At 71.8% G+C, this 24,682-nt stretch carries 18 protein-coding genes; 3 read left to right on the forward strand and 15 right to left on the reverse strand.

All coding sequences use genetic code 11. The annotated features are described in order from the left end of the window. Positions 1 to 3 precede the first annotated feature (3 nt). Both ACZ69I_RS19905 and ACZ69I_RS19910 read right to left on the reverse strand, forming a co-directional pair. Complete coding sequence (locus ACZ69I_RS19905; RefSeq protein WP_470833584.1) at positions 4 to 1,647, reverse strand: ABC-F family ATP-binding cassette domain-containing protein; 1,644 nt, start codon at positions 1,645 to 1,647, stop codon at positions 4 to 6. Positions 1,648 to 1,681: 34 nt separating this feature from the next. Beyond that, a complete protein-coding gene (locus ACZ69I_RS19910) occupies positions 1,682 to 2,713 on the reverse strand; it encodes an oxidoreductase (protein ID WP_467673218.1) in 1,032 nt (343 codons plus the stop codon). 66 nt (positions 2,714 to 2,779) lie between these two features. Between ACZ69I_RS19910 and ACZ69I_RS19915 the strand changes: the two genes are divergently transcribed. Then, positions 2,780 to 3,733 carry an FAD-dependent oxidoreductase gene (locus tag ACZ69I_RS19915; protein ID WP_470833587.1) on the forward strand — a complete coding sequence of 318 codons (954 nt, stop codon included), beginning with the start codon at positions 2,780 to 2,782 and terminating at the stop codon, positions 3,731 to 3,733. A 9-nt stretch (positions 3,734 to 3,742) separates the two neighbouring features. On the opposite strand, the gene ACZ69I_RS19920 is transcribed toward ACZ69I_RS19915, so the two are convergent. From ACZ69I_RS19920 to ACZ69I_RS19930, 3 genes are all read right to left on the reverse strand, one after another. After that, positions 3,743 to 5,422 (reverse strand): BCCT family transporter, encoded by a 1,680-nt coding sequence (locus ACZ69I_RS19920; protein ID WP_470833843.1) that lies wholly within the window; start codon positions 5,420 to 5,422, stop codon positions 3,743 to 3,745. A 134-nt stretch (positions 5,423 to 5,556) separates the two neighbouring features. Further along, positions 5,557 to 6,837, reverse strand: coding sequence for a M14 family metallopeptidase (locus ACZ69I_RS19925; RefSeq protein WP_470833588.1), 1,281 nt, complete (start codon positions 6,835 to 6,837; stop codon positions 5,557 to 5,559). Beyond that, positions 6,834 to 8,804: a Xaa-Pro dipeptidyl-peptidase gene (locus ACZ69I_RS19930; RefSeq protein ID WP_470833589.1), complete on the reverse strand. Its 1,971-nt coding sequence runs from the start codon at positions 8,802 to 8,804 to the stop codon at positions 6,834 to 6,836. The genes ACZ69I_RS19925 and ACZ69I_RS19930 overlap by 4 nt, the downstream gene beginning before the upstream one ends. 202 nt (positions 8,805 to 9,006) lie before the next feature. Here ACZ69I_RS19930 and ACZ69I_RS19935 point away from each other — a divergent pair, with 202 nt between their 5' ends. Then, complete coding sequence (locus ACZ69I_RS19935; RefSeq protein WP_470833590.1) at positions 9,007 to 10,509, forward strand: M1 family metallopeptidase; 1,503 nt, start codon at positions 9,007 to 9,009, stop codon at positions 10,507 to 10,509. Between the two features lie 30 nt (positions 10,510 to 10,539). Here the strand turns inward: ACZ69I_RS19935 and ACZ69I_RS19940 are convergent, their stop codons facing one another. The 5 genes from ACZ69I_RS19940 to ACZ69I_RS19960 all read right to left on the reverse strand — a co-directional run bounded on the left by ACZ69I_RS19940 (position 10,540) and on the right by ACZ69I_RS19960 (position 16,571). After that, on the reverse strand, positions 10,540 to 11,427 hold the full coding sequence (locus ACZ69I_RS19940) for an oxygenase MpaB family protein (protein ID WP_470833844.1): 888 nt from the start codon (positions 11,425 to 11,427) through the stop codon (positions 10,540 to 10,542). 186 nt (positions 11,428 to 11,613) lie between these two features. Beyond that, positions 11,614 to 12,417 (reverse strand): alpha/beta fold hydrolase, encoded by an 804-nt coding sequence (locus ACZ69I_RS19945; protein ID WP_470833591.1) that lies wholly within the window; start codon positions 12,415 to 12,417, stop codon positions 11,614 to 11,616. Between the two features lie 71 nt (positions 12,418 to 12,488). Then, positions 12,489 to 13,004: a hypothetical protein gene (locus tag ACZ69I_RS19950; protein ID WP_470833592.1), complete on the reverse strand. Its 516-nt coding sequence runs from the start codon at positions 13,002 to 13,004 to the stop codon at positions 12,489 to 12,491. Between the two features lie 133 nt (positions 13,005 to 13,137). Next, positions 13,138 to 14,607: an amino acid permease gene (locus ACZ69I_RS19955; RefSeq protein ID WP_467673234.1), complete on the reverse strand. Its 1,470-nt coding sequence runs from the start codon at positions 14,605 to 14,607 to the stop codon at positions 13,138 to 13,140. Positions 14,608 to 14,765: 158 nt separating this feature from the next. Beyond that, complete coding sequence (locus ACZ69I_RS19960) at positions 14,766 to 16,571, reverse strand: AMP-dependent synthetase/ligase (protein WP_470833593.1); 1,806 nt, start codon at positions 16,569 to 16,571, stop codon at positions 14,766 to 14,768. A 206-nt stretch (positions 16,572 to 16,777) separates the two neighbouring features. On the opposite strand from ACZ69I_RS19960, the gene ACZ69I_RS19965 reads away from it, so the two are divergent. Then, entirely contained in the window at positions 16,778 to 17,506 is a 729-nt protein-coding gene (locus ACZ69I_RS19965) for a MerR family transcriptional regulator (protein ID WP_467673238.1), read from the forward strand. 63 nt (positions 17,507 to 17,569) lie between these two features. Here the strand turns inward: ACZ69I_RS19965 and ACZ69I_RS19970 are convergent, their stop codons facing one another. The 5 genes from ACZ69I_RS19970 to ACZ69I_RS19990 form a co-directional block, all read right to left on the reverse strand. After that, the gene (locus tag ACZ69I_RS19970) at positions 17,570 to 19,753 is read right to left on the reverse strand and encodes a 3-hydroxyacyl-CoA dehydrogenase NAD-binding domain-containing protein (RefSeq protein ID WP_470833595.1); all 2,184 of its coding nucleotides are present in this window, start codon (positions 19,751 to 19,753) and stop codon (positions 17,570 to 17,572) included. A gap of 254 nt (positions 19,754 to 20,007) precedes the next feature. Next, a complete protein-coding gene (locus tag ACZ69I_RS19975) occupies positions 20,008 to 21,222 on the reverse strand; it encodes an acetyl-CoA C-acetyltransferase (RefSeq protein ID WP_467673242.1) in 1,215 nt (404 codons plus the stop codon). 36 nt (positions 21,223 to 21,258) lie between these two features. After that, a complete protein-coding gene (locus ACZ69I_RS19980; protein WP_467673244.1) occupies positions 21,259 to 22,401 on the reverse strand; it encodes an acyl-CoA dehydrogenase family protein in 1,143 nt (380 codons plus the stop codon). Positions 22,402 to 22,445: 44 nt separating this feature from the next. Next, the gene (locus tag ACZ69I_RS19985; RefSeq protein WP_470833597.1) at positions 22,446 to 23,471 is read right to left on the reverse strand and encodes an LLM class F420-dependent oxidoreductase; all 1,026 of its coding nucleotides are present in this window, start codon (positions 23,469 to 23,471) and stop codon (positions 22,446 to 22,448) included. Further along, complete coding sequence (locus tag ACZ69I_RS19990; RefSeq protein ID WP_470833598.1) at positions 23,471 to 24,631, reverse strand: CaiB/BaiF CoA transferase family protein; 1,161 nt, start codon at positions 24,629 to 24,631, stop codon at positions 23,471 to 23,473. Before ACZ69I_RS19990 ends, ACZ69I_RS19985 begins: the two co-directional genes overlap by 1 nt. Positions 24,632 to 24,682: the final 51 nt, after the last annotated feature.

Consider the following 24,682-nt stretch of genomic DNA (forward strand, 5'->3'; position numbering starts at 1 on the left):
AGGTCAGAGTGACAGCTCGGTCACTCTGCCCTCCGCCACCACCAGGCGGCGCGTCACCCGGACCGCGTCGAGCATCCTGCGGTCGTGCGTGACGAGGAGCAGCGTGCCCTCGTAGGACTCCAGGGCCGACTCCAGCTGCTCGATCGCGGGCAGGTCGAGGTGGTTCGTCGGCTCGTCGAGGACCAGGAGGTTGACGCCCCTGCCCTGGAGCAGGGCCAGGGCCGCGCGGGTCCGCTCGCCGGGCGACAGCGTGGCCGCCGACCGCAGCACGTGGTCCGCGCGCAGGCCGAACTTGGCGAGCAGCGTGCGGACTTCGGCCGGTTCCGTGTCCGGTACGGCGGCGCAGAACGCGTCGATCAGCGACTCCTTCCCGTGGAACAGCGCACGGGCCTGGTCGACCTCCCCCACCAGGACGCCCGAGCCCAGGGCCGCGTGGCCCGCGTCCAGTGGTACGCGTTCCAAGAGGGCGGCGAGCAGCGTCGACTTGCCCGAGCCGTTCGCCCCGGTGATGGCCACGCGGTCCGCCCAGTCGATCTGCAGGGTCACCGGGCCCAGCGTGAACGCGCCGCGGCGCACCTCGGCGTCGCGCAGGCCCGCGACCACCGCGCCGGAGCGCGGGGCCGCCGCGATCTCCATCCGCAGCTCCCACTCCTTGCGGGGTTCCTCGACGACGTCGAGGCGCTCCAGCATCCGCTGCGTCTGGCGGGCCTTGGAGGCCTGCTTCTCGCTGGCCTCGCTGCGGAACTTCCGGCCGAGCTTGTCGTTGTCGCCCGCCTTGCGGCGGGCGTTCTTGACGCCCTTGTCCATCCAGCCGCGCTGCATCTGCGCGCGGCTCTGGAGCGCGGACTTCTTGTCGGCGTACTCCTCGTAGTCGTCGCGGGCGTGCCGCCGGGCCGTCTCCCGCTCCTCCAGGTACGCGTCGTAGCCGCCGCCGTAGAGGTTGATCTGCTGCTGGGCCAGGTCGAGTTCGAGGACCTTGGTGACCGTGCGGGTGAGGAACTCGCGGTCGTGGCTGACCACGACCGTGCCCGCGCGCAGCCCCCGTACGAAGCTCTCCAGCCTCTCCAGGCCCGCCAGGTCGAGGTCGTTGGTCGGCTCGTCGAGCAGGAACACGTCGTACCGGGACAGGAGGAGGGAGGCGAGGCCCGCGCGGGCCGCCTGGCCGCCCGAGAGGGACGTCATCGGCTGGTCGAGGCCGACGGCGAGGCCGAGGGAGTCGGTGACCTCCTCGGCGCGCTCGTCGAGGTCCGCGCCGCCGAGCGCAAGCCAGTGCTCCAGGCTGTTCGCGTACGCGTCGTCCGCGCCCGGGGCGCCGTCGACGAGCGCCTGCGTGGCCTCGTCCATGACGCGCTGGGCCTCGGCGACGCCGGTGCGGCGGGCCAGGAAGGCGCGGATAGTCTCGCCCGGCCGCCGCTCCGGCTCCTGGGGCAGGTGCCCCACGGACGCGGTGGGCGGCGAGAGCCTCAGCTCACCCCCTTCAGGGGTGTCGAGGCCCGCGAGGAGCCGCAGCAGCGTGGACTTCCCCGCTCCGTTGGCCCCGACGAGACCGATGACGTCGCCGGGGGCGACGACCAGTTCCAGACCGGAGAAGAGCGTGCGGTCGCCGTGGCCGGCGGCGAGATCTTTGGCGACGAGGGTTGCGGTCATCAGGGGACGATTGTAGGTGGCGGGGCCGCCCCACCTACACCGAGGCTGAGCTGACCAGGACGTTCGTGGAGGTCCGGGCCACCACGTAGGCGTGCCCCTTCGTGGCCCTGGCGGGGAGGGAGACCCGGTGCACCCCCGGTTCGAGGACCTCGTCGACGACGTCGTGGAGGTGGGTGCGCGACAGCCGGTCCACCCGGTACACCGTCAACCGGACCCGGCACGCCGACGTGACCTCCACCTCTGCCCAGTGCGCCCCGGCGACGAGCCGGGTGAGGCGGCGCCGGTCGCGCGGGCTGCGGTCCAGCGCGTACTCGATCTGGGCGACGAGGAGCGGGACGACCGGAGCGAGCCCGTCGACGTAGGCGACCCGGACGCCGGCCCGGTCGAAGGCGGAGCGGACGGACCGGCGTACGGCGTCGGGGACCGCGCGGCCGAAGGCGACCGCGCCGTAGGTGCGGAGTTCGTCGGGCGGGACGCCCGCCGCGTCCGCCGCGATCTCCGCGCCGACGCCGATCGTGCGCAGCGCCGCGGCCAGCTTGGCGAGGAGCGCCACGCGGGCGCCGATGAGCAGGACCCGGCGGCGGGCCCGTTGCTCGTCGTCGGTGAGCAACTGCCCCAGCGCGGACCGGTATTCCTCACCGCGGAAGCGGAACGGCCCTATGCCGTGGTACCCGTTGAGGACGAGGTCGACCGGTTCGGAGGTCTGCCAGGCGAAGTCGCGCCAGACGAAGTCGTCCCTGCCGTCGGCGCTCTTCTCGATCACCGCCGTGACCGCGCCGCACTCCAGTCCCTCGCACTCGGGGCAGCCGTAGATGACGTACCGCCCGTCGCGCAGCGGCGCCTGCGCCTCCAGGAGCAGCCGGCGGACGTGTGCGGTGAAGATGGCGGGCGGGATGTCGGCGGCCAGCGGCGACACCGCGTCGAGGTCGGAGAGCTGGAAGAGCAAGGGGCGGCCGTCCACGATGAAGTCGACGAAATCGCGGTGCACTTGGTAGCCACCGCCCGCGAGAACCCCACCGGCGCGCATGGCCGGTGCCAGACCGAAGGTCGCGTACTCGGCAGACATGCTGTGAGTATCCCCACCTGACGTGTGATGTGAGCACGGCATCGCACATTCGGCTACGTTCCTGGAATGCGGGATGCCGATGTGATCGTGGTGGGCGGTGGGGTCGTCGGACTCACCACCGCCGTCGTGTGCGCGGAGCTCGGGCGCCGGGTGCGGGTGTGGAGCAGGGAGCCCGCCGAGCGGACGACCTCGGCCGTCGCGGGCGCCCTGTGGTGGCCCTACCGGATCGAGCCGGTGGCGGCGGCCGGTGACTGGGCGCTCCGGTCCCTCGCCGTGTACGGGGAGTTGGCGGCCCGCGGCGGGCTCGGCGGCGTACGCATGGTCGAGGGGGTACTCGCCGGGGAGCGGCTGGACGCGCTCGGGTCCTGGGCCGCCCGGGTGGCGGGTCTGCGGGCGGCGGAGCCCGGCGAGTACGCGGGGCAGGGACTGCGTGCCCGGCTGCCGCTCATCGACATGCCGGTCCATCTCGGCTGGCTGCGGGAGCGGCTGCGCGCCGCGGGCGGGGTGGTGGAGGAGCGGACGGCCGGGCGGCTCGCGGAGCCCCTGGCCGAGGCGCCCGTCGTGGTCAACTGCTCGGGCCTCGGGGCGCGCGAGCTCGTACGGGACGACGCGGTGCACCCGGTGCGGGGGCAGCTCGTCGTCGTGGAGAACCCGGGGATCGAGACGTGGTTCACGGCCGCCGATTCCGGGTCGCGGGAGACCACGTACTTCTTTCCGCAGCCGGGCGGTCTGCTGCTCGGCGGGACCGCCGAGGTCGGTGTCTGGTCCACGGAGCCCGACCCGGCCGTGGCCGCCGCCATCGTCGCGCGGTGCGCGGTCGTGCGGCCGGAGATCGCGGGGGCGCGGGTCCTCGCGCACCGGGTGGGGCTGCGGCCCGCCCGGCACCGGGTGCGCCTGGAGCGGGACGGGGCCGCGGAGGGCCGGGTCCTCGTGCACAACTACGGGCACGGGGGCGCGGGTGTCACGGTCGCGTGGGGGTGCGCCGAGGAGGCGGCGCGGCTGGCGGGCGCCGCCTCCTGACGCGGCCGGTCAGCGGGGGGTGGCCGGGTCGTTGTCCTGTTCCGGGCCGTCGCCGCTGTCGTCGCCCGCGGGGCCGATCCGGAGCTCGAAGTCACCGTCGTGGTGCTCGTGGCCGGCGATGACGGCCTTCTCCAGGACCTCGGTGCCGTGTTCACCGCGCACGATCAGCGGGTCGTGGCGCAGGTCCCGCATCAGGGCCACGCACATGCCGATCATCACGAGGGTGAAGGGGGCGGCGACCAGGATGGTGAGGTTGCGCAGGCCGGTGAGCGCGTCGTCCGAACCGTCGCCGATCAGCAGCATGACCGCGCCGACGGCGCCGGTCACGATGCCCCAGAAGATGACGACGAACCGGCCGGGCTCCAGGGCCCCCTTCTGGGAGAGCGTGCCCATGACGATGGACGCGGCGTCGGCGCCCGAGACGAAGAAGATGCCGACGAGGATCATCACCAGGAGGCTGGTCACCGTGGCGATCGGGTACTCGTGGAGCAGACCGAAGAGCTGCGCCTCCTGGGTCGTCTCGCCCTTGAGGCCACCGCGGTCGGCGACGGTCATGGCGCTGCCGCCGAACACGGCGAACCAGATGAGGCTGACAGTGCTGGGCACCAGGATGACGCCGCCGACGAACTGACGGATCGTACGGCCGCGGCTGATGCGCGCGATGAACATGCCGACGAAGGGCGTCCAGGAGATCCACCAGGCCCAGTAGAAGACCGTCCAGCTGCTCAGCCAGTCCGCGACGCCCTTGCCGCTGGACGCCTCGGTGCGGCCGATCAGCTGGGGCAGGTCGTCGAGGTAGGCACCGAGCGACGTGGGGACCATGTCGAGGATGATGACCGTCGGGCCCGCGACGAAGACGAAGACCACGAGCAGCGCGGCGAGCACCATGTTGATGTTCGACAGCCACTGGACGCCCTTCTCCACACCGGAGATGGCGGACGCCACGAAGGCCAGGGTCAGCACGGCGATGATGACGACGAGCAGGCCCGTGCCCGCGTCCTCCATCCAGTCGAGCACCTCGATGCCGCTGCCGATCTGCAGGGCGCCGAGGCCGAGGGACGCGGCGGAGCCGAAGAGCGTGGCGAAGATGGCCAGGATGTCGATGACCCGGCCCCAGGCGCCGTGGGCGTGCTTCTCGCCGATGACCGGCTCGAAGACGGCGCTGATGGTCTGCCGCCGGTTGCGCCGGAAGGTGCTGTACGCGATGGCCAGGCCCACGACCGCGTAGATCGCCCACGGGTGGAGCGTCCAGTGGAAGAGGGTGGTGGCCATCGCGGTCTCCATCGCCGCGGGCGCGTCGGCCGGGTCGGTGCCGGGCGGCGGCGTGGTGAAGTGGGCCAGCGGCTCGCTCACTCCGTAGAACATCAGGCCGATGCCCATACCGGCGCTGAACATCATCGCGACCCAGGAGACGGTGCGGAACTCCGGGTCCTCGCCCTCCCGGCCGAGCGTGATCTTGCCGTACCGGCTGACGGCCAGCCAGAGCGCGAAGACGACGAACCCGGTGGCGGTCAGCATGAAGAACCAACCGCCGTTGTGCATCAGACCCTCGAGCATGTCCGTGGAGACATCCTTGAGCGAGTCCGTCGACACCGCGCCCCAGACCACGAACGCCAGCGTGAGCACGGCGGTCACGCCGAAGACCACCCGGTCCGTCTGTGGGGACCGGCCGCCGTGGGCGGGCGCCATGATCTCTTGCGCCCCTCCCCCGTCGTCCGCTTTATGCTGATCCTGCGTCACAAGTGACACCTTTCAAGGGGTCGATTGATTCCGGACTTTGTCCTCCGCTACCCCCTACCACATGTGACGCACCTCTCACTTCCTCAACAGGCCAGGTCGGGCCGAGCTGTGACCATGCGGTACGGCGCCCGCTCGTCGAGCAGCAGCGGGACGAGGCGCCGCGCGGACTGCCGCAGCGGGACGTACGCGCCGGACGTCTGGCGCTGCACGGTGACCCCGTGCAGCGCCAGTTCGTCCTTGACGTCGCGGTACTGAGCGGTGGTCAGGCGGTAGCCGCACGGCGGGTTCTGGATGACCTCGGCCGGTTCGGCGGGATCGTTGTCGGCGCCGCCCACGTAGACCGGGCCCCGGTCGCGGTAACCCTCGGCGCGGGCCGATCCGGTGGCTGCCTCCAGCCGCCCGCGGCGCTCGTCCGCGAACGCGACGAGGCCGCCGAGCGCCGAGCGTTGGGAGGCCACGCGGCGCCGGTTGTTCAGCGCCTCGTCCTTCTTCTCGGCCTCCGTCATCGGGTCGACGCGGCTCTCGATGAGGAGGCCCGCCGCGTGCTTGATGCCGGACATGTTGCGCAGGATGCGCTCCTGGCCGTCGCCCGCGGTCTGCTTGACGGGATCGCCGGTGACGGGGTCGGTCCAGATGCCGTACGTGCCGGTGGTGTACCCGTCGTGCTCCGCGGCCGGTCGCACGTACGCCTTCGACAGGGTCTGCGCCTCTCGGTGCACCGCATCAGCCGTGTTGAGGTTGCGCGGCCAGAGGTCGAACAGGTCCTTGTCGTAGTACTTGGGCGTGGCGCCGTACTCGTGCAGGTCGTAGATGACATCGGGCTCGCGGTCGCGGATCACCGCGGCCATGGCGCGGGCCTCGGCGGTGCGCAGGGAGAGGTGGTCACGGTTGATGTCCACGCCGTCGGAGTTGCCGCGGGTGTCGGCGGCGCGGCCGTCGGGGTTGGCGGTGGGCACGACCAGGAGCGTGGTGCGGGAGAGGAAGCGTCTGGTCTTCCTGTCCTTCGCGTACGCCAGGTCGCGGATCGTGGACAGACAGGCCTCGCGGCCCGACGGCTCGTCGCCGTGCTGGCTGCAGATCAGCAACACGGTGTTCCTCGTGCGACGTTCGCCGATGCGGACCAGCTGGAGGGGGCGGCCCTCCTCGGTGGTGCCGATGCGGCTCACCGAGACCCTCTCGGCCGCCCTGTCCACGGTGGCGAGCAGGTCCTGCTCCTCGGGCTGGCTGGTCCAGCGCGCCCCGTCCGTCTCCTCGAATCCGGTACGGGGCGGGGTCGGCGTCGCCTGCGCGGGCGCCGTCAGGAGCGGCGCGGCCAGCGCGGTGGCGGCGCAGGCGAGCGCCAGGGTGCGGATGCGGGGTCTCATGAAGTGCTGCCTCCCGGGCGGGGGTTGATCCGGCGCGGCGGGGCCACGCCGTCGAGACGGAACTCTCCGGACGTCACGGATGCGGTGGTGGTGAAGGCGCCGGCGCCGCCGACCAGCGGCAGCTTCGCCGAGGTGCGGGCCAGGTCGAGGGTGAGGGTCGGGGTGTCGGCGGGCGGTTCGATGAGGTTCTTGTCGGTGCCCGCGACGATCAGCGCCAGGCGGTGGCCCTTGGGCACCACGTGGTCGCTCGCGGCGAGGTCGAGGGTGATGGTGTGCGGCTTGCCCGGGGTGAGCGGGCGGCCGTGCCCGGCGTCCGCCCAGTTGCCGAGGTCGGCCCAGCCCCGGCTGAAGATCGTGTAGTCGACGGCGGCGGTCCTGGCCCGGGTCTCCTTGAAGCAGGCGCTGTCACCCGTGGTGCTCGCGCCCCAACAGGTGCGCTCGGGAAGGGTGGTGATGCCCTCGCCCGCCGCGGCGTAGTCGCGGATGGTGTCGGGGCCGACGTCGACCAGGACCGCGGAGAGGTGGGCGGTGCGGGTGGTCGGGGTCGCGGTGACGGTCACCGTGGAGGAGCCGGAGAGGCGCAGGTCGCGCCCGAGGGGCTTGCTGACGAAGCCCGCCTTGGCGGGTGTTGACGTGTCGACGCGCCCGGCCCAGTCCGTCTCGCTCAGCCGCCGGTCGTCGGTGAAGGTCTCGGTGCCCTTGCCGGGGCGCGGGCCGAGGGTGCCGACGCCGGGGGAGGTGCCCTTGGCGGGGTGCAGTCCGACGGTGCGGGTGCCGCGCGGGGGCCAGACCCGGTCGGTGGTCCAGTGGTCCGGGGCGCGCTCGATGTCGGCCATCGGCTCGCGGTCGACGCCGTTGTCGTAGCCGAGGAGTTCGTGGTCGAACCAGCGGTGCAGCGTGCGCACCCAGGCGCCGCGGCGCAGGTCGAACGGGTCGACGTGCCCGGCCTGGCTGAGCCACACCTTGCGGTCGACGCCGTTCTTCGCGAGGGCGTCCCACCACTGGCCGAAGTGCTTCGTGCGGACGTTGAGGTCCTGCATGCCGTGCACGGCGAACACGCTGGCGCGCACCTTGCCGGCATCCGGCACGTGGTTCCGTTCGCTCCACAGGCCGGTCCAGTCGCCGGAGCGCGGCGCCCCGTCGATCAGGCGCTGCTGCACGGCGCCGCAGCGGGCGCGGGCCTCGGGGCTCTCCACGGCGTTCGACAGGCCGTCGGGGCCGCTGCCGTAGAGGGGCGCGCCCTTGGCGAAGTAGTAGTCGTACCAGGAGGAGATCGCGCCGATCGGCACGATGGTCTTCAGACCCTTGACTCCGGTGGCAGCCACGCCGTTGGCGACGGTTCCGTCGTAGCTCTTGCCGATCATTCCGGTGGCGCCGTTGGTCCACGTCGCCTCCGTGCGGTCGTTCCCCGTACGGCTCGTGTAGCCGCGGGCGCGGCCGTTCAGCCAGTCGACGACGGCCTTGGCGGACCGGACGTCGGAGCGGCCGCCGACGTCGACGCACCCGTCGGAGCGGTTGGTGCCCGCGAGGTCCACGGCGACGTAGCCGTAGCCGCGGGGCACGAAGTAGTTGTCGTAGTACAGGGGGAACCGGACGGGGTTGCCGTCCGCGTCGTACGTCTTCTTCTGGCTCTCGTTGCCCCGCCCGCAGCACGCGTAGTAGGGGCTGGCGTCCATGATCACGGGTATTCGGCGGCCCGTGCGGTCCGGTTCACGGGGCCGGACGATGTCGACGGCGACGCGGTCGGTCCTGCCGTCCGCGTCGCCGTCGACCGCGATGTCCACCCAGACGGACTCGCGTATCGCGTCCTCGTACGAGTACACGGGCTTGCTCTCGCCCGGGGTGCGCGGGGCCTGTGCGGCCCCCTGCGCTGCGCCCGGGGACATGAGGGTGGCGATCAGGGCGGCCAGGGCGGCCGCGAGGAGCGTTCTCCACAGGAGGCGGGTGCGTCGCGCACGTATCGGCATGGCGCGGAAGGTACACCGGTGAACTGCCGCGCGACAGAGGGCCGCCCGACGTCGCGTCAGGTGCATGGGACATTGAGGCACATGTCGGCCGCATGGCGATCGTATGACGACCGGGGCCATGGACATGACGTGGGCGGGAGGGGCTGAATAAGCTCGTCGGCCAGAGGAACAGATCTTCAGCCCCTACGACTTGGAGCTTGACGTGCACCGCAGACTCATCGCCCCGGGCGCACTCGCGGCCTCTCTGCTGCTGGCGATCCCGGCATCGGCCGCGGACTTCACCCCCGGGGCCCCGGGCATCGGCGACCCCTACTACCCGGCCAGCGGCAACGGCGGATACGACGTCTCGCACTACGACCTGCGGCTGAAGTACCAGCCCAAGACCGACCTGCTCGAAGGCACGGCGACGATCAACGCCCGCACCACCCAGGACCTTTCGCGCTTCAACCTCGACTTCGGCCTCAAGGTCTCCGAGGTGCGGGTCAACGGCAAGAAGGCGAAGTTCGAGAAGACCGGCGACCAGGAGCTGGAGATCACGCCGCCGGCCGGACTGCCCAAGGGCGCGGCGGTCACCGTCGTCGTGCGGTACGCGGGCAAGCCGTCCGAGCTGAAGATAAACGGCTACAACGCCTGGCACCGGACGCCGGACGGCGGTGTCGCGGCCCAGGAGCCGGAGGCGGCCGTGTGGTGGTTCCCCTCCAATGACCACCCGCTGGACAAGGCGACGTACGACGTGTCCGTCTCCGTGCCCGACGGCACCCAGGCGATCTCCAACGGCGTCCTGCAGTCGCAGAGTTCGAAGCTGGGCTGGACCCGCTACAACTGGCGGTCCAACAAGCCGCAGGCGAGCTACCTCGCCACGCTCGCCGTCGGCAAGTTCGACATCACGACCGACAAGACCGAGGGCGGCCTGCCGGTCCTCAACGCCTACAGCAAGGACCTCGGCGACAACGCCGGCGCGGCCCGGGCCAGCATCGAGCGGACCACCGAGGTCGCCGAATGGCTGGAGACGGTCTTCGGGAAGTACCCGTTCAACGCGCTCGGCGGGTACGTCCCGAACGTGAAGAGCAGCTACGCCCTGGAGACCCAGACGCGGCCCTTCTACAGCCCCGCCGCCTTCGCCAACGGAGCGAACGCGTCGATCGTCGTCCACGAGCTGGCCCACCAGTGGTACGGCGACAGCGTGTCCGTGGACGGCTGGAAGGACATCTGGGTCAACGAGGGCTTCGCCCGCTACAGCCAGTGGCTGTGGTCGGAGAAGGAGGGCGAGGGCACCGCGCAGGAGCTCGCGGACTACGTGTACGCACAGCACCCCGCCGACGACCCGTTCTGGCAGGTCAAGCCGGGCGACCCGGGCCCGGACAACCAGTTCCACGGCGCGGTCTACGACCGGGGCGCGGTCGCCCTGCAGGCGCTGCGCAACGAGGTCGGGGACAAGACGTTCTTCGCGATCCTCAAGAAGTGGCCGCAGCAGCACGCGTACGGCAACGCCAAGGTGAACGACTTCGTGAAGTTCGCCGAGAAGGTCTCGGGCAAGCCGCTCGCGGAGCTGTTCGACACGTGGCTCTACCAGCCGTCGCGCCCGGCGGCTCCCGCCGTGCGGGACGCCGGGATCGCCCGCTCCGCCAAGGCCCCGGCCAAGCCGAAGTCGTGGAAGCAGATCGCGGCGACGAACGGCGTGCACGAGCACGGTCACGGTCACTGACGAACGGCGGTACCGCGCCGCCGTCCGGGTTCACCTCCCGGCGGCGGCCCGGTGCCGCGCCCGTGCCTTCCGCGGCTCCGGCAGGTAGCGCAGCCGCTCCGGCAGGAGCGGCACCACCGTGCGGACCACCTTGCCGAACCTGCGCAGCCTGCGCTCCTGGTCCGCCGTCCACGGCAGGCCGATCGCCGCGCGGGCGTCCGGAGGCATCAGGCCGACGGTGACGAAGTGGCGGAAGCGGGCCAGCGGAGGCAGCAGCAGCGGCCACAGGGCGCGGAGCACGGCCCGCAGGACGAGCGGGCCCCGGTCCGGCGGCGGGACGGCGGCGTCGACGGCGGTCAGCTCCTCGGCGACCGCCGTGAGCTCGATCTCCTCGGCGAGGACCGTGCGGTAGTACGGCCAGAACTCCTCCAGCGTCTGCGGCATGTCCCGGTCGTGTATGCCGAGGATCCGCCCGACCTGGAGCCACTCCGCGTACAACTGCCGTTCCTGCGCCTCGGTGAAGGGGCGGCGGCCCAGGTACTTCTGCGCGTGCTGGTAGACGGGGAAGCCGGTGGCGTGGACCCAGGCGTAGTACGCGGGCGTCAGCGCGTGGTAGCGGCGGCCGTGGGCGTCCGTGCCCAGGATGGTGCGGTGCAGCGCGCGCAGTCTGCGGCCCTCCGCGGCGGCCTCGTCCCCGCCGTACACCCACAGCAGGAGCGAACGCACCGAGCGCTCGCCCCGCCCCCACGGGTCGGTCCGGAACACCGAGTGGTCGTCGACCCCCGCGCCGACCGCCGGATGCGCCACCTGCAGGGTGAGCGCGGGCGGCAGCATCAGGACCATGCGGATGTCTCCCGCGATGCTCCACAGGATGCCGCCGGGTGGTGGCGGTTCGGGGTCGGGGCGCCGGTCCCCGCGGGCGACGCTGCCGCCGCGCATGCCGCTGACGTCACCTGCGTCGCTGACGTCACCTGCGTCGCTGTCGTCGCGTATGTCGCTGTCGCCGGCGGGGTTCATGCGGCGTGCTCCTCGGCCGTGCCCTGTTCGTGCGCATTCCAGTATGCGACCGTGCGCGGCGAAACCGGTCCGCGGGGGCAACTCCGCTCCCCCGGGGCCCGGGAGGCGTCAGCGCGCCGCGGCGTACGCGTCCAGGATGACGTCGATGACCGCGTCCGGCTCCCGCACCGTCGGGAAGTGGTCGCTCCGTGCGAGCCGCACCAGGCGGCAGCCCGGGATGCGCCGCGCCATCGTCTCGTTCACGCGGATCACCTCGGGCCTGTCCCGTTCCCCGAGGGCGAGGACGCAGGGCACGTCGAGCTCGCCGAGCCGGTCGTAGGCGGGCGGGTCCGGCAGGTGGTGGGGGGCGTTGGCGAACCACGCCGGGATCACCGCCCGCAGGTACGCCTCGACCTCCGGGTCGTCCCCGGTGGCCGCGGCGCCCGCGGTGTGCCGCAGCAGCGCCACGATGCCGTCGATGTCGCCCGCCCCGGCGAGCCTGCCCACCTCCGCCATGAACTCCGCGGAGGTCAGTTCGTCGGCGCCGGTGACGCCGGGGACCAGCAGCGCGAGGCTCGCCACCCGCGCCGGATCGCGGAGCGCCAGGCCGATGGCCGTCGCGCCGCCCATGCTCGATCCGGCGAGGACCGCGCGGGCCGCCCCGAAGTGGTCGAGGACGGCGATGAGGTCCTCGACCTGGGAGTACGGGGCGGTCGGGGCCGGCGACCTGCCGTACCCCCGGGTGTCGTAGTGGATCACTCGGTGCCGTTCCGCGAGGCGGGGCAGGATGCCGTCCCACACGCGGGAGTCGGCCACCCCGGGATGCAGCAGGACCAGAGGGAGGCTTTCGCCGCCCCGGCCGCTCGTGCCGCCCGGTTCACCCGAGTCGTGCGCCCACAGTTCGCCGTCCTTGACCGAGACCATGACGTCCATGCGGCCGAGTGTCCGGGGAGGCGGACGGCGCCGCCAGGGGCCACGGCGGACGAGGGCGCGAATGCATACGACTAGCGGCCGGAACCCGCCGGGCCGGTGCCGGGCCGGGGGTCGGGCTCGCCCGGTTCGGCGGACCGCAGGACGGCGGGCCCCTCGGCCGGTCCCAGGACCTGCTCAGGGCCCGGCCCGAAGTCCGGCGCCGGACGCGGTCCGGTGAGCGGCTCGGAGGCGATGCGGCTCGCCAGCTCGGACGCCCACTCGGAGACCTGGCCGCGCAGTTCCGCCTCCGCCGCGGCGCGTTCCGCCTCGACTCCGGCCTGCCCGGTGGCGCACGCCGCGTCGCTCTCCCCGTCGGCTGCCCCCGGAGCCGCCGCGCGGACGAGTCCGGCCCCGCCGGGCAGCGTCCCGCGGGCCCGCACCTCGTCCCCCGCGCCCGCGAGGATCAGCGCCCGCTCTTCGAGGACACGGCCGAAGCGGGGCAGGAGTCGTCCGGCCAGGAGACAGAGGGCGCCGCACAGGACGGCGGCGAGCGCCAGTTCCTGGGCCTTCGGACCGGTCGGTCCGAGTTCCGTGGGGATGAGCTGCATGCCCGTGCTCTACCCGCTCATCCGTGCGCAACAACGCACACCTGCTCCGCAGTTGCCGCGGAGCGGACGGTGACCGGCCGCGGCGCGGGACACTCGGCCCCCGAAGCCGCCGCGGACCGTCACCGCGATCCCGCTATCGGTCCTTCGGCGCCGAGAGGCTCTGCGCCTCTCGGCTCACCCGGCGCCGTACGCCGAACCAGCCCGCGACCAGCGCGAGGCCCACGACCGGGATCAGGAACAGCGTCTTGCGGCCGACCTCGGCGTCCTTCCACATCAGGCAGAGGACGGCGAGCAGGAAGGCGATCGTCACGTACTCGGTGACGCCGCTGAAGGGGAGCTGGAACTTCGGCCGGGTGATCTCGCCGCGCTTGGCGCTCCGCACGAAGGCGAGGTGGCAGACCATGATCGTGATCCAGGTGCCGATGATGCCGAGCGAGGCCACGTTCAGGACGATCTCGAAGGCCTTGCCCGGGACGATCTTGTTGAGGCCGACGCCGACGACGCCGAGCGACGCGGTGAGCAGGATGCCGCCGTAGGGCACCTGGTTCCGGTTCATCTTGGCCGTGAACCGCGGGGCGGAGCCCGACATCGCCATCGAGCGCAGGATGCGGCCGGTGGAGTACAGGCCGGAGTTCAGCGAGGACATGGCCGCGGTGAGGACCACGAAGTTCATCACGTCACCGGCGGCCGGGACGCCGATCTTGGACAGGACCGTCACGAACGGGCTCTGGTCGGCCGAGTACACCGCGCCCGGGAGCAGCAGCGCGAGCAGGATCACGGAGCCGACGTAGAAGACGCCGACGCGCCACATGATCGAGTTCACCGCGCGCGGGACGACCTTCTGCGGCTCGGCGGTCTCGCCCGCCGCGACGCCGACCAGTTCGAGCGAGGCGTACGCGAAGACGACGCCCTGCATCACGATCACGACCGGCATCACGCCGTTCGGCATGAGGCCGCCGTGGTCGGTGATCATGTTGAGGCCCGGCGTCTCGCCGCCCACCTTGTGCTGGCTGGCGAGGAGCCAGATGCCGATGATCATGAAGGCGCTCAGCGCGGCCACCTTGATGATCGAGAACCAGAACTCCATCTCGCCGAAGTACTTCACCGAGACGAGGTTCACCGAGAGCACGACCGCGAGGGCGATCAGCGCGAGCACCCACTGGGGTATGTCGGTGAAGAAGCTCCAGTAGTGCGTGTAGAGCGCGATCGCCGTGATGTCGGCGATGCAGGTGGTCGACCAATTGAGGAAGTACATCCAACCGGCGAAGAACGCGCCCTTCTCGCCGAGGAACTCGCGCGCGTACGACACGAACGAACCGGAGGACGGCCGGTAGAGGACCATCTCGCCGAGCGCCCTGACCACGAAGAACGCGAAGATGCCGCACACGAGGTACGCGAGGGCGAGCGCGGGGCCCGCCGAGTGGAGGCGGCCGCCCGCCCCCAGGAAGAGGCCGGTGCCGATCGCGCCACCGATCGCGATCATGTTGACGTGACGGGCCTTGAGGTCCTTGCTGTATCCGGCGTCGCCCGCGTCCGCGGGGGCCTGGGGAGCGTCCGTGCGGGGCGCCTCCAGGGTGGCCGAATCTACGGCTTCCTTGCTCACGTGGTGGATCTACTCTCTGGTGCCCGGAAGAGCTCCGGGGTCCGGATGTGCTCCGGCCCGCGCACCCCTGACGCGCGCGGACCGACGGGACACCTTCCCCCACCCACCGCGCCCCACGCGGTGGCGCACGTCACATAGCGGAACTTCTCACATAGTGATCAAGGGGTATACAAAGCCTCGATGACCTGCCAGTACTTGTCGCGGATCACCCGGCGGCGGAGTTTCAGGGACGGAGTGAGCTCGCCGGTCTCCGGGCTCCATTCCTCCGTGAGCAGGCGGTAGCGCTTGATCTGCTCGGTGCGGTTCAGGCGCGCGTTGGCGGCCGCCACGGCCCGCGCCACCTCTTCCCGCACGGCTTCACCGGTGGCCGGATCTCCCTCTGTCCCGCGCGCGGCGGCCCAGGCGGGCGCCATCTCCCGGTCCAGGACGAGGAGGGCGACGAGATAGGAGCGGCCGTCCCCGTGGACGAGGGCCTGGCCGATCAGCGGGTGCTCCTTGAGCGCGTTCTCGACGAGGGCGGGCGAGACGTTCTTCCCCGTCGACGTCACGATCATTTCCTTCTTGCGGTCGGTGAGCCAGAGGTAGCCGTCCGCGTCGAGCCGCCCGATGTCGCCGGTGGCGAACCAGCCGTCCGCGTCGCAGGCGCCGTCGACACCGCCGTCGGCCCGCAGATAGCCGTCGAAGACCGTCGCGCCCCGCACCAGGATCTCGCCGTCGGCGGCGACGCGGACGTCGAGGCCTTCCAGGGGCCGCCCCACCGACCCGAGCCGGAACCCGTCCGGGCTGTTCGTCGTGACCACGCCGGAGGTCTCGGTGAGCCCCCACGCGTCCATGATCACCAGTCCGAAGCCGGCCCAGAACCTGGACACGTCGAGCGGCATCGGCGCGGAGGCGCTCGCCGTCCACACGAGCCGGTCGAATCCGGCGAGGGCGAGCAGTGGATCGAGGACGTCCCGCTTGGCCCGCTCGTACGCGGTCCGCAGCGCGGCGGAGGGCTCTTCTCCCCGCTCCCGGCAGGCGACGTGCTCGCGCGCCGTGTCGCTGGCGGCCTCGATCGCGCGGCGGCGCTCCTCGGGCAGCCCGGCGAGCGCCGCCCGTACGGAGGCGGCGAGCTTCTCCCACACGCGCGGAACGCCGAAGAGCTGGACGGGATGCAGCTCGCGCGCGGTGGCGGCCACCTGGGCGGGGTCCGCGCACAGGTGGACGTGGGCGGCGCGCAGCACCGGCAGGTAGATGCCGAGCAGGCGCTCCGCTATGTGCGCGAAGGGCAGGTAGCAGATGTGCCCGGCGTGTGCGGGGAACTCGACGACGCCGTCCAGGGCGATGCCGCCGATGAGCACGTTGCGGTGGGAGAGGCGGACGCCCTTGGGGTCGCCCGTGGTGCCCGAGGTGTAGACGACGGTGAGCGGGTCGGCCGGGCGGATCTCGCGCCAGGACTTCTCGAAGGCGGCGGGGTCGTGGCGGCGGCTGCCGGTGGCGTGCAGGGAGCCGTACGTGCGGTGGGTGCCCGCCTCGGCTCCCTCCACGACGACGAGGCGCTCCAGCGGGGCGGTGCCGTCCGCCAGCAGCGGCTCCCAGCGCGGCAGTTCGCGGGCACCCTCGACGATCGCGAAGCGGGCCCGGCTGTGCCGGACGATGTGCGCGACCTGTTCGGGGGCCGCGGTGCCGTACACGGTGACGGGCACGGCACCCAGATGCACCAGCGCGAGGTCGCTCAGCCAGTGCTCGGGGCGGTTGCCCATCATCATCAGGACGTGCTCGCCGCGCTCGACGCCGAGCGCGGCGTAACCGGCGGCGAGGACGGCGACCTTGCGGCGCGCCTCGCGCCAGGTGAGTGTCGACCACTCCTCGCCCGCGCGCCAGGAGAGCGCGGGAAGATCTCCGTGGTCCTCGGCGTTGCGGAGCAGCAGCGCGGGGAGCGTGATGTCGGCGGGGTCCCCGGGAAGCCGCGGGATCGTGGTCATGACCGCCTCCTGGCGCCATCGGCTGTGCGTGAGCGGACGGGTGCGTGCGGAGCGGTGGACGAGCGGGTGACTGGCCCGGAGGGTTTCACAACACTGGTGTGCCAGCAATACTGTTGCACCGGATTGATGCACGCCCGGACAGGCACCGGACCACTGCGCAGACGGGGAGACGTCCGGAGAGCCGGCCGGGGAGGGAGGGCGCCGTCATGGCGACGGAAACCGAGGAGCCGACGCTCACGGTCGACGAACTGGCCGCACGCGCAGGCGTCACGGTCCGCACGATCCGCTTCTACAGCACCAAGGGGTTGCTGCCGCCGCCGGTGATCGGCCCGCGCCGCGTCGGCCACTACGGCCAGGAACACCTGTCCCGGCTCGCGCTCATCGAGGAGTTGCAGCACCAGGGCATGACACTCGCGGCGATCGAGCGGTACGTGGAGCAGCTGCCCGCGGACCTGAGCGCCCACGATCTGGCCATCCACCGCGCCGTGGTGGCCTCGTGGGCGCCTGACTCGGCGGAGGACGTGCCCCTCGCCGAGCTGGAGCGCCGGTCGGGCCGCCCGCTCGGCGAGGCGGACCTGGACCGGCTGGCGGCGATGGGGGTGATCGCCAGGACCCGGGCGGCCGGGACGTACCGCGTGGATCCGGGGCTGCTGCGCCTGGGCGTGCAGCTCCTCGACGTGCCCATCGCGCACGAGACGATCCTCGCGGCGCGCACGGTCCTGATGGAGCACACCCGCTCGGCCGCCCACGAGCTGTCCCGGCTCTTCCGCGACGAGGTCGGCGGGCCCCACCGCGCGGGCGGGTCGGACGCCGAGCACGTCGCCGCGATGCGCTCGCTCTCGGCCCACATGCAGCCGCTGGTGGTCCAGGCGCTGGTGACCGCGTTCCAGCGCTCGCTCAAGGAGGAGCTGCGGGAGTGGCTCAAGGAGACCTGAGCCACTCCGTGTGCACACCTTGACGGGAGCCGCCGTCGCGCCCGGCGCCGCGTCCCGCCGAGGTCAGCCGTCGCTGAACTTCTCGCCGTTCGCCGCCTTCTCGACCAGCAGCGCGGGCGGGTCGAATCGCTCCCCGTAGCGCTCGCCGAGCTCACGCGCGCGTGCCACGAAGCCGGGCAGGCCGGCTTCGTAGCCGTTGATGTACTGCAGCACGCCGCCCGTCCAGCCCGGGAACCCGATGCCGAGGATGGAGCCGATGTTGGCGTCGGCGACCGACGTCAGGACGCCCTCCTCCAGCAGGCGTACGGTGTCGAGCGCTTCGGAGAAGAGCATCCTCTCCTGCATGTCCTTGAACGGGATCTCGTGCCCCGGCTTGGTGAAATGCTCGCGCAGCCCCGGCCAGAGCTTGGCCCGCTTGCCGTCCACGTAGTCGTAGAAGCCCGCTCCCCCGCTCCTGCCGGGGCGCTCGAACTCGTCGACCATGCGGTCGATGACGGTGTCCGAGGGGTGGCCGGCCCAGGTGCCGCCCGCCTCCTCGACGGCGCGCTTCGTCTCGTTGCGGATCTTGCGGGGCAGGGTCAGCGTCAGCTCGTCCATGAGGGAGAGCACCTTGGCGGGGTAGCCCGCCTGGGCCGCCGCCTGCTCGACGGAGGCGGGCTCGATGCCCTCGCCGACCATCGCGACGCCCTCGTTGATGAAGTGCCCGATGACGCGCGAGGTGAAGAAGCCGCGCGAGTCGTTGACGACGATCGGCGTCTTGTTGATCTGGCGCACCAGGTCGAAGGCGCGGGCCAGCGCCTCGTCGCCCGTCCGCTCGCCCTTGATGATCTCGACCAGCGGCATCTTGTCGACGGGCGAGAAGAAGTGCAGGCCGATGAAGTCGACCGGGCGTGTGACGCCCTCGGCCAGGGTGGTGATCGGCAGGGTCGAGGTGTTGGAGCAGAGCAGCGCGTCCGGCTCGACGACGTCCTGGATCTCCTGGAACACCTTGTGCTTGAGCGAGGTGTCCTCGAAGACCGCCTCGATCACCGCGTCGCAGCCCGCCAGGGCCTGCGGGTCCGCGGTCGGCGTGATGCGGGCGAGCAGCGCGTCGGCCTTCTCCTGGGTCGTGCGTCCTCGCTGGACGGCCTTGGCGCAGAGCTTCTCGGAGTAGCCCTTGCCCTTCCCGGCCGCCTCGGCGGAGACGTCCTTCAGGATGACCTCGATGCCCGCGCGGGCACACGAGTACGCGATGCCCGCGCCCATCATCCCGGCGCCCAGCACGGCGACCTTGCGGACCTGCCGCGGCTCGACGCCCTTGGGACGGTTGGCGCCGGAGTTGACGGCCTGGAGGTCGAAGAAGAACGCCTGGATCATGTTCTTGGCGACCTGGCCGGTGACCAGCTCGGTGAAGTACCGGGCCTCGATGGTCAGCGCGGTCTCGAAGTCGACCTGGGAGCCCTCGACGGCCGCCGCGAGGATGTTGCGCGGGGCGGGGTAGTTGGCGCCCGCGGTCTGCTTCTTGAGGTTGGCGGGGAAGGCCGGGAGGTTCGCCGCGAACTTCGGGTGGGCGGGGGTGCCGCCCGGGATGCGGTAGCCCGGCTTGTCCCAGGGCTGCTGCGACTCGGGGTTGGCGTCGATGAAGGCGCGGGCCTTCTCGAACATCTCCTCGGGCGTGGCGGCCAGTTCGTGGACGAGGCCGTTCTCCAGGGCGCGCTCGGGGTTGTACTGGGTGCCCTGGAGGAGCACCTTCAGGAGCGCGTCGGTGATGCCCATGAGGCGTACGGTGCGGGTGACGCCGCCACCGGCCGGGAGCAGGCCGAGGGTGACCTCGGGCAGCCCGATCTTGGACCCGGACACTTTCAGGGCGACGCGGTGGTGCGAGGCGAGGGCGATCTCGTAACCGCCGCCGAGCGCCGCGCCGTTGATGGCGGCGACGACGGGCTTGCCGAGGGTCTCGATGCGGCGCAGCGACCTCTTGATCTCGGTGCCGGTGTCGAACGCCTGCTGGGCGTTCTCGGGGCCGACCTTGATCATGTCCTTGAGGTCGCCGCCGGCGAAGAAGGTCTTCTTGGCGGAGGTGTAGATGAACCCGCGGATCGCGTCCTTGTCGGCCTGGACGGCGGCCTCCGCGCGGTCGGCGATCGCCGCGATGGAGTCCTTGAACGCCTGGTTCATGGTGTTGGCGGACTGGTTGGGGTCGTCCAGGACGAGGGTGACGACACCGGTGTCGTCCTGTTCCCAGCGGATGGTCGTGCGGTCGGTCATGTCTTTGTCTCCGTGAAGTGTGTGGCAGGCGGATTCTGGGAGGGGCGGAGGGTTGCGTGGCCGACGGGCCGCCGGTAGGGGCTGGTCGCGCAGTTCCCCGCGCCCCTGAGACGCGCACTCCGTGCGCGGTCTCAGGCACGCGTCGCGGGAAAGGCGCGGCGGAGCCGCAAGCCTTCAGGGGCGCGGGGAACTGCGCGAGCAGCCACGACGCACCCGCGGTCGGCGACGCACCCTGCGCCCCTACGGCGGGACCCCTACAGCCGCTCGACGATCGTGGCGATGCCCATACCGCCCCCCACACACAACGTGGCCAGCCCATACCGGAGGTCCCGCCGCTCCAGCTCGTCCACGAGCGTTCCCAGGATCATCGCGCCGGTCGCGCCCAGCGGGTGACCGAGCGCGATCGCGCCGCCGTTGACGTTCACCTTGTCCAGGGACAGCCCCATGTCCTTGACGAAACGCAGCACGACCGCCGCGAACGCCTCGTTGATCTCCACGAGGTCGATGTCGTCGATGGTGAGCCCTGCCTTGGCGAGAGCCTTCCGCGTCGCCGGTGCCGGCCCGGTCAGCATGATCAGCGGCTCGGAACCGGACACGGCCGCGGACACGATCCGCGCACGCGGCGCGAGGCCGAACCGCTCGCCGACCTCCTTGCTGCCGACGGCGACCAGCGAGGCGCCGTCCACGATGCCGGAGGAGTTGCCCGCGTGGTGGACGTGGTCGATCTCCTCGATCCAGTGGTACTTCTGCAGCGCCACCGCGTCGAAGCCGCCCAGGTCGCCGATGTCCTTGAAGGACGGCTTCAGCTTGGCGAGGGAGTCGGCGGTGGTGCCGGGGCGCAGGTGCTCGTCGTGGTCGAGGACGACCAGGCCGTTGCGGTCCTTGACCGGCACGACGGACTTGCCGAAGCGGCCGTCCTTCCAGGCCGCGGCGGCGCGCTCCTGGGACAGGGCCGCGTACTCGTCGACGTCCCGCCGCGAGAAGCCCTCGACGGTGGCGATGAGGTCGGCGCCGATGCCCTGCGGCGCGAACCCGGTCTCGAAGTTGGTCATCGGGTCGGCGAACCAGGCGCCGCCGTCCGAGGCCATCGGCACCCGTGACATCGACTCGACGCCGCCCGCGAGCACCAGGTCCTCCCAGCCCGAGCGGACCTTCATCGCGGCGAGGTTGACCGCTTCGAGGCCCGAGGCGCAGAAGCGGTTCTCCTGGACACCGGCGACCGTGTCGGGCAGCCCCGCGGCGATGGCGGCGATCCGCGCGATGTCGGAGCCCTGGTCGCCGACCGGCCCCACCACGCCGAGGACGATGTCGTCGATGGCGGCCGGGTCGAGGCCGGGGAAGCGGGCCTGGATCTCGTGGATCAGGCCGACGACGAGGTCGATGGGCTTCGTGCCGTGCAGGGCGCCACTGGCCTTGCCGCGTCCGCGCGGGGTGCGGATCGCGTCGTATACGTACGCTTCGGTGGTCACGCGTGAGCCTTTCGGGGGTGTCCGGGAGGGTGAGGGTCAGCCGAGGAGGGAGCGACCGATGATCTCCTTCATGATCTCGGTCGTACCGCCGTAGATGGTCTGGATGCGTCCGTCGGTGAAGGCCTTCGCGACGCGGTACTCCGCCATGTAGCCGTATCCGCCGTGCAGTTGCAGACAGCGGTCGGCGACGCGCTTCTGCAGCTCGGTGGCCCACCACTTCGCCATCGACGCATGCACGGCGTCGAGTTCCCCGTTCGAGTGATCGACGATGCACCGGTCGAGGAAGGTGCGGGTGACGGCGCACTCGGTGGCCATCTCCGCGATCTCGAAGCGGATGTGCTGCAGCCTGGCCAGCGGCCGCCCGAAGGCCTCGCGCTCCTTGACGTACGTCGTGGTGATCTCCAGGAGGTGTTCGGCGGCGGCGATCCCGGCGACGGCGATGCCCATGCGCTCCTGCGCGAGGTTCGTCATCAGGTGGATGAACGCGCCGTTGAGCTCGCCGAGCAGGTTCTCCTTGGGGACGCGTACGTCGTTGAAGAAGAGCTCCGCCGTGTCCTGGGACTTCTGGCCGATCTTGTCGAGGTTGCGGCCCCGCTCGAAGCCTTCCATGCCGCGCTCGACGACGAGGAGGGACAGGCCGTGGGCGCCGCCTTCGGGCGACGTCTTGGCGACGACGATGACGAGGTCGGCGAGGATGCCGTTGGAGATGAACGTCTTGGAGCCGTTGAGCACCCAGTGGTCGCCGCGGTCCTCCGCGGCGGTCCTGATGGCCTGGAGGTCGGAGCCCGCGCCGGGCTCGGTCATCGCGATGGCGGTGATCGTCTCGCCGGAGCAGAAGCCGGGCAGCCAGCGGCGCTTCTGCTCCTCGGTGGCGAGCGAGGTCAGGTAGGGGCCGATGATGTCGTTGTGCAGGCCGACGGCGAGTCCGGCGGCGCCCGCGCGCGTGAACTCCTCGGCGAGGACGGCGGAGTAGCGGAAGTCGGTGGTGCCGCCGCCTCCGTACTCCTCGGGGACGGCGAGCCCGAGGAGCCCCTGTTTGCCGGCCGCGAGCCACGCCTCGCGGGAGACGATGCCGTCCTTCTCCCACTGCTCGTAGTGCGGGAGCACCTCCTTCGCGAGGAAGGTGCGGACGCTCTCGCGGAACGCGTCGTGCTCGGCGGAGAAGATCTGCCGCTTCATCTGTACGTGGCCTCCTGGAGCCCTCGGTGAACCAGCGAGCCCTGCTAGAGCCAGCCCTTGACGGTTTCGATCAACCTGGCCGGCTCGGGGCCGACGGGTATGACGTTGAGCATGGTGACGCCGGCCGCCCGGAAGGCCTCGACGCGTTCGCGTACGTAGCCCTCGGGCCCGCACAGCGACATGAGCTCGCAGAACTCGTCCGGGACCGCGGCCTCCGCCTCCTTCTTCTTCCCGGCGAGATAGAGCTCCTGGATGCGCGCGGCTTCCTTCTCGTAGCCGTAGGCCACCGCGAGGTCGTTGTAGAAGTTCTTCCCCCTGGCGCCCATGCCGCCCACGTAGAGGGCGATCTGCGGGCGGGCCGCGTCGCGCACGGCCGCCGCGTCGTCGCCGATGGCCAGCAGTCCCCCGGCGACGGTCTGCAGCGGTCCGAGCGACGGATCGCGCCGTGCCCGGCCCTCGGCGAGCGCCGCGCCCCACACCTGGTGGGCCTTCTCCGGGATGAAGAGCGTGGGCAGCCAGCCATCGGCGATCTCCGCTGTCATCGTCACGTTGGCGGGCCCCAGGGAGGCGACGTAGAGCGGGACTTCGGGGCGTACCGGCCTGGTGAGGATCTTCAGGGGCTTGCCGAGCCTGCCGCCCTTCTCCGGAGGCAGCGGCATGTCCGTGATGCCGTGGTGGTCGATGACCTCGCGGCGCAGGATGCGGCGGGTCAGCTCGATGGCCTCGCGCGTGCGGCCGAGCGGCCTGTCGTACGCCCTGCCGTGCCAGCCCTCGACGACCTGCGGGCCCGAGGCGCCGAGGCCGATGATGGCGCGCCCGCCCGAGACCGCGTCGAGCCCGGCGGCGGTCTGGGCGATGAGGGCGGGCGTGCGGGAGTAGACGTTGAGGATGGCGGCGCCGATCGTCATGCGCTCCGTGCGGGCCGCCAGGTAGCCCATGACCGTGGGCGAGTCGAAGCCGTACGCCTCCGCGACCCACACCGCGTCGAGGCCCGCGGACTCCAGGGCCGCGACGTGGTCGGCGGCCTCGCGCGGGTCGCCCGCGTAGGCGAGCGGGGACGAGAGCTGCATCAGTGGTCTTCCTCTTCCTTCGAGGGCTCGGCGGGCTCCGCGAGGGCCGGTACGTCCCAGTCGCGGGCCACCTCGGCGGTGTCGGCGCCGGGCTGCGCGGGTCCGGAGCGGACCCGGGTCGGGGTGGCGGAGAAGCGGGGAGCGGGGGCGGGCTGGGTGATGCCGCCGTGGTCGACGAAGGTGCCGCGGGCGGCGAGGTGCGGGTGGCCGGGGGCCTCGCGCAGGGAGAGGACGGGTGCCACGCACGCGTCGGAGTCCTCGAAGACGGCCGTCCACTCCTCGCGGGTGCGTTCCTTGAAGCGGGCGGCGACGGCCTCGCGCAACTCGCCCCAGCGGGCCAGGTCCTTGCGGGCAGGCGCCTGCTCCGTGAGGCCGAGCAGCGCGATGAACTCGTCGTAGAACTGCTGCTCCAGGGAGCCGACGGCCATGTAGCCGCCGTCGGCGGTCTCGTAGTTCCCGTAGAAGGGGCAGCCGCCGTCGAGGAGGTTGGCGCCGCGGCGGTCCTGCCAGCCGCCGGCCGCGAGCATGCCGTGGATCATCGCGGAGAGGTGCGCCGCGCCGTCCACGATCGCGGCGTCCACGACCTGTCCGGCGCCGTGCACGCGCGCGTGGTGCAGTGCCGCGAGGATGCCGACGACGAGGTAGAGCGAGCCGCCCGCGTAGTCGCCCACGAGGTTCGCGGGGATCGCGGGCGGTTCGCCGGGGTTGCCGATCATGCCGAGGGTGCCGGTGATGGCGATGTACGCGATGTCGTGCCCGGCGCGCTGGGCGAGCGGCCCCTCCTGGCCCCAGCCGGTCATCCGGCCGTAGACGAGCCTCGGGTTGCGGGCCCGGCACTCCTCGGGGCCGACGCCGAGGCGTTCGGCCACGCCGGGCCGGTAGCCCTCGATGAGGACGTCGGCGCGTTCGATGAGGTCGAGGACGCGGGCGGCCCCGTCGGCCGCCTTCAGGTCGACGACGACGGAGCGCTTGTTGCGGTTGGTCACGTCGTACTCGGGGTCGATCGCGAGGCCGCCGCCGCGCGGGCGGTCGACGCGCACGACGTCGGCGCCGAGATCGGCGAGGAGCATGGCGGCGAACGGGCCGGGGCCGATGCCCGCGAGCTCCACCACGCGCACTCCGGCCAGCGGTCCGTGAACGCCCTTGTCCGGCACAGCCATTGAGCCCCCAGCACTATGACACAACTGATGTAACACCAGTGATGCTAAGAA

This window comes from Streptomyces sp. NPDC036815 (genome assembly GCF_055609205.1).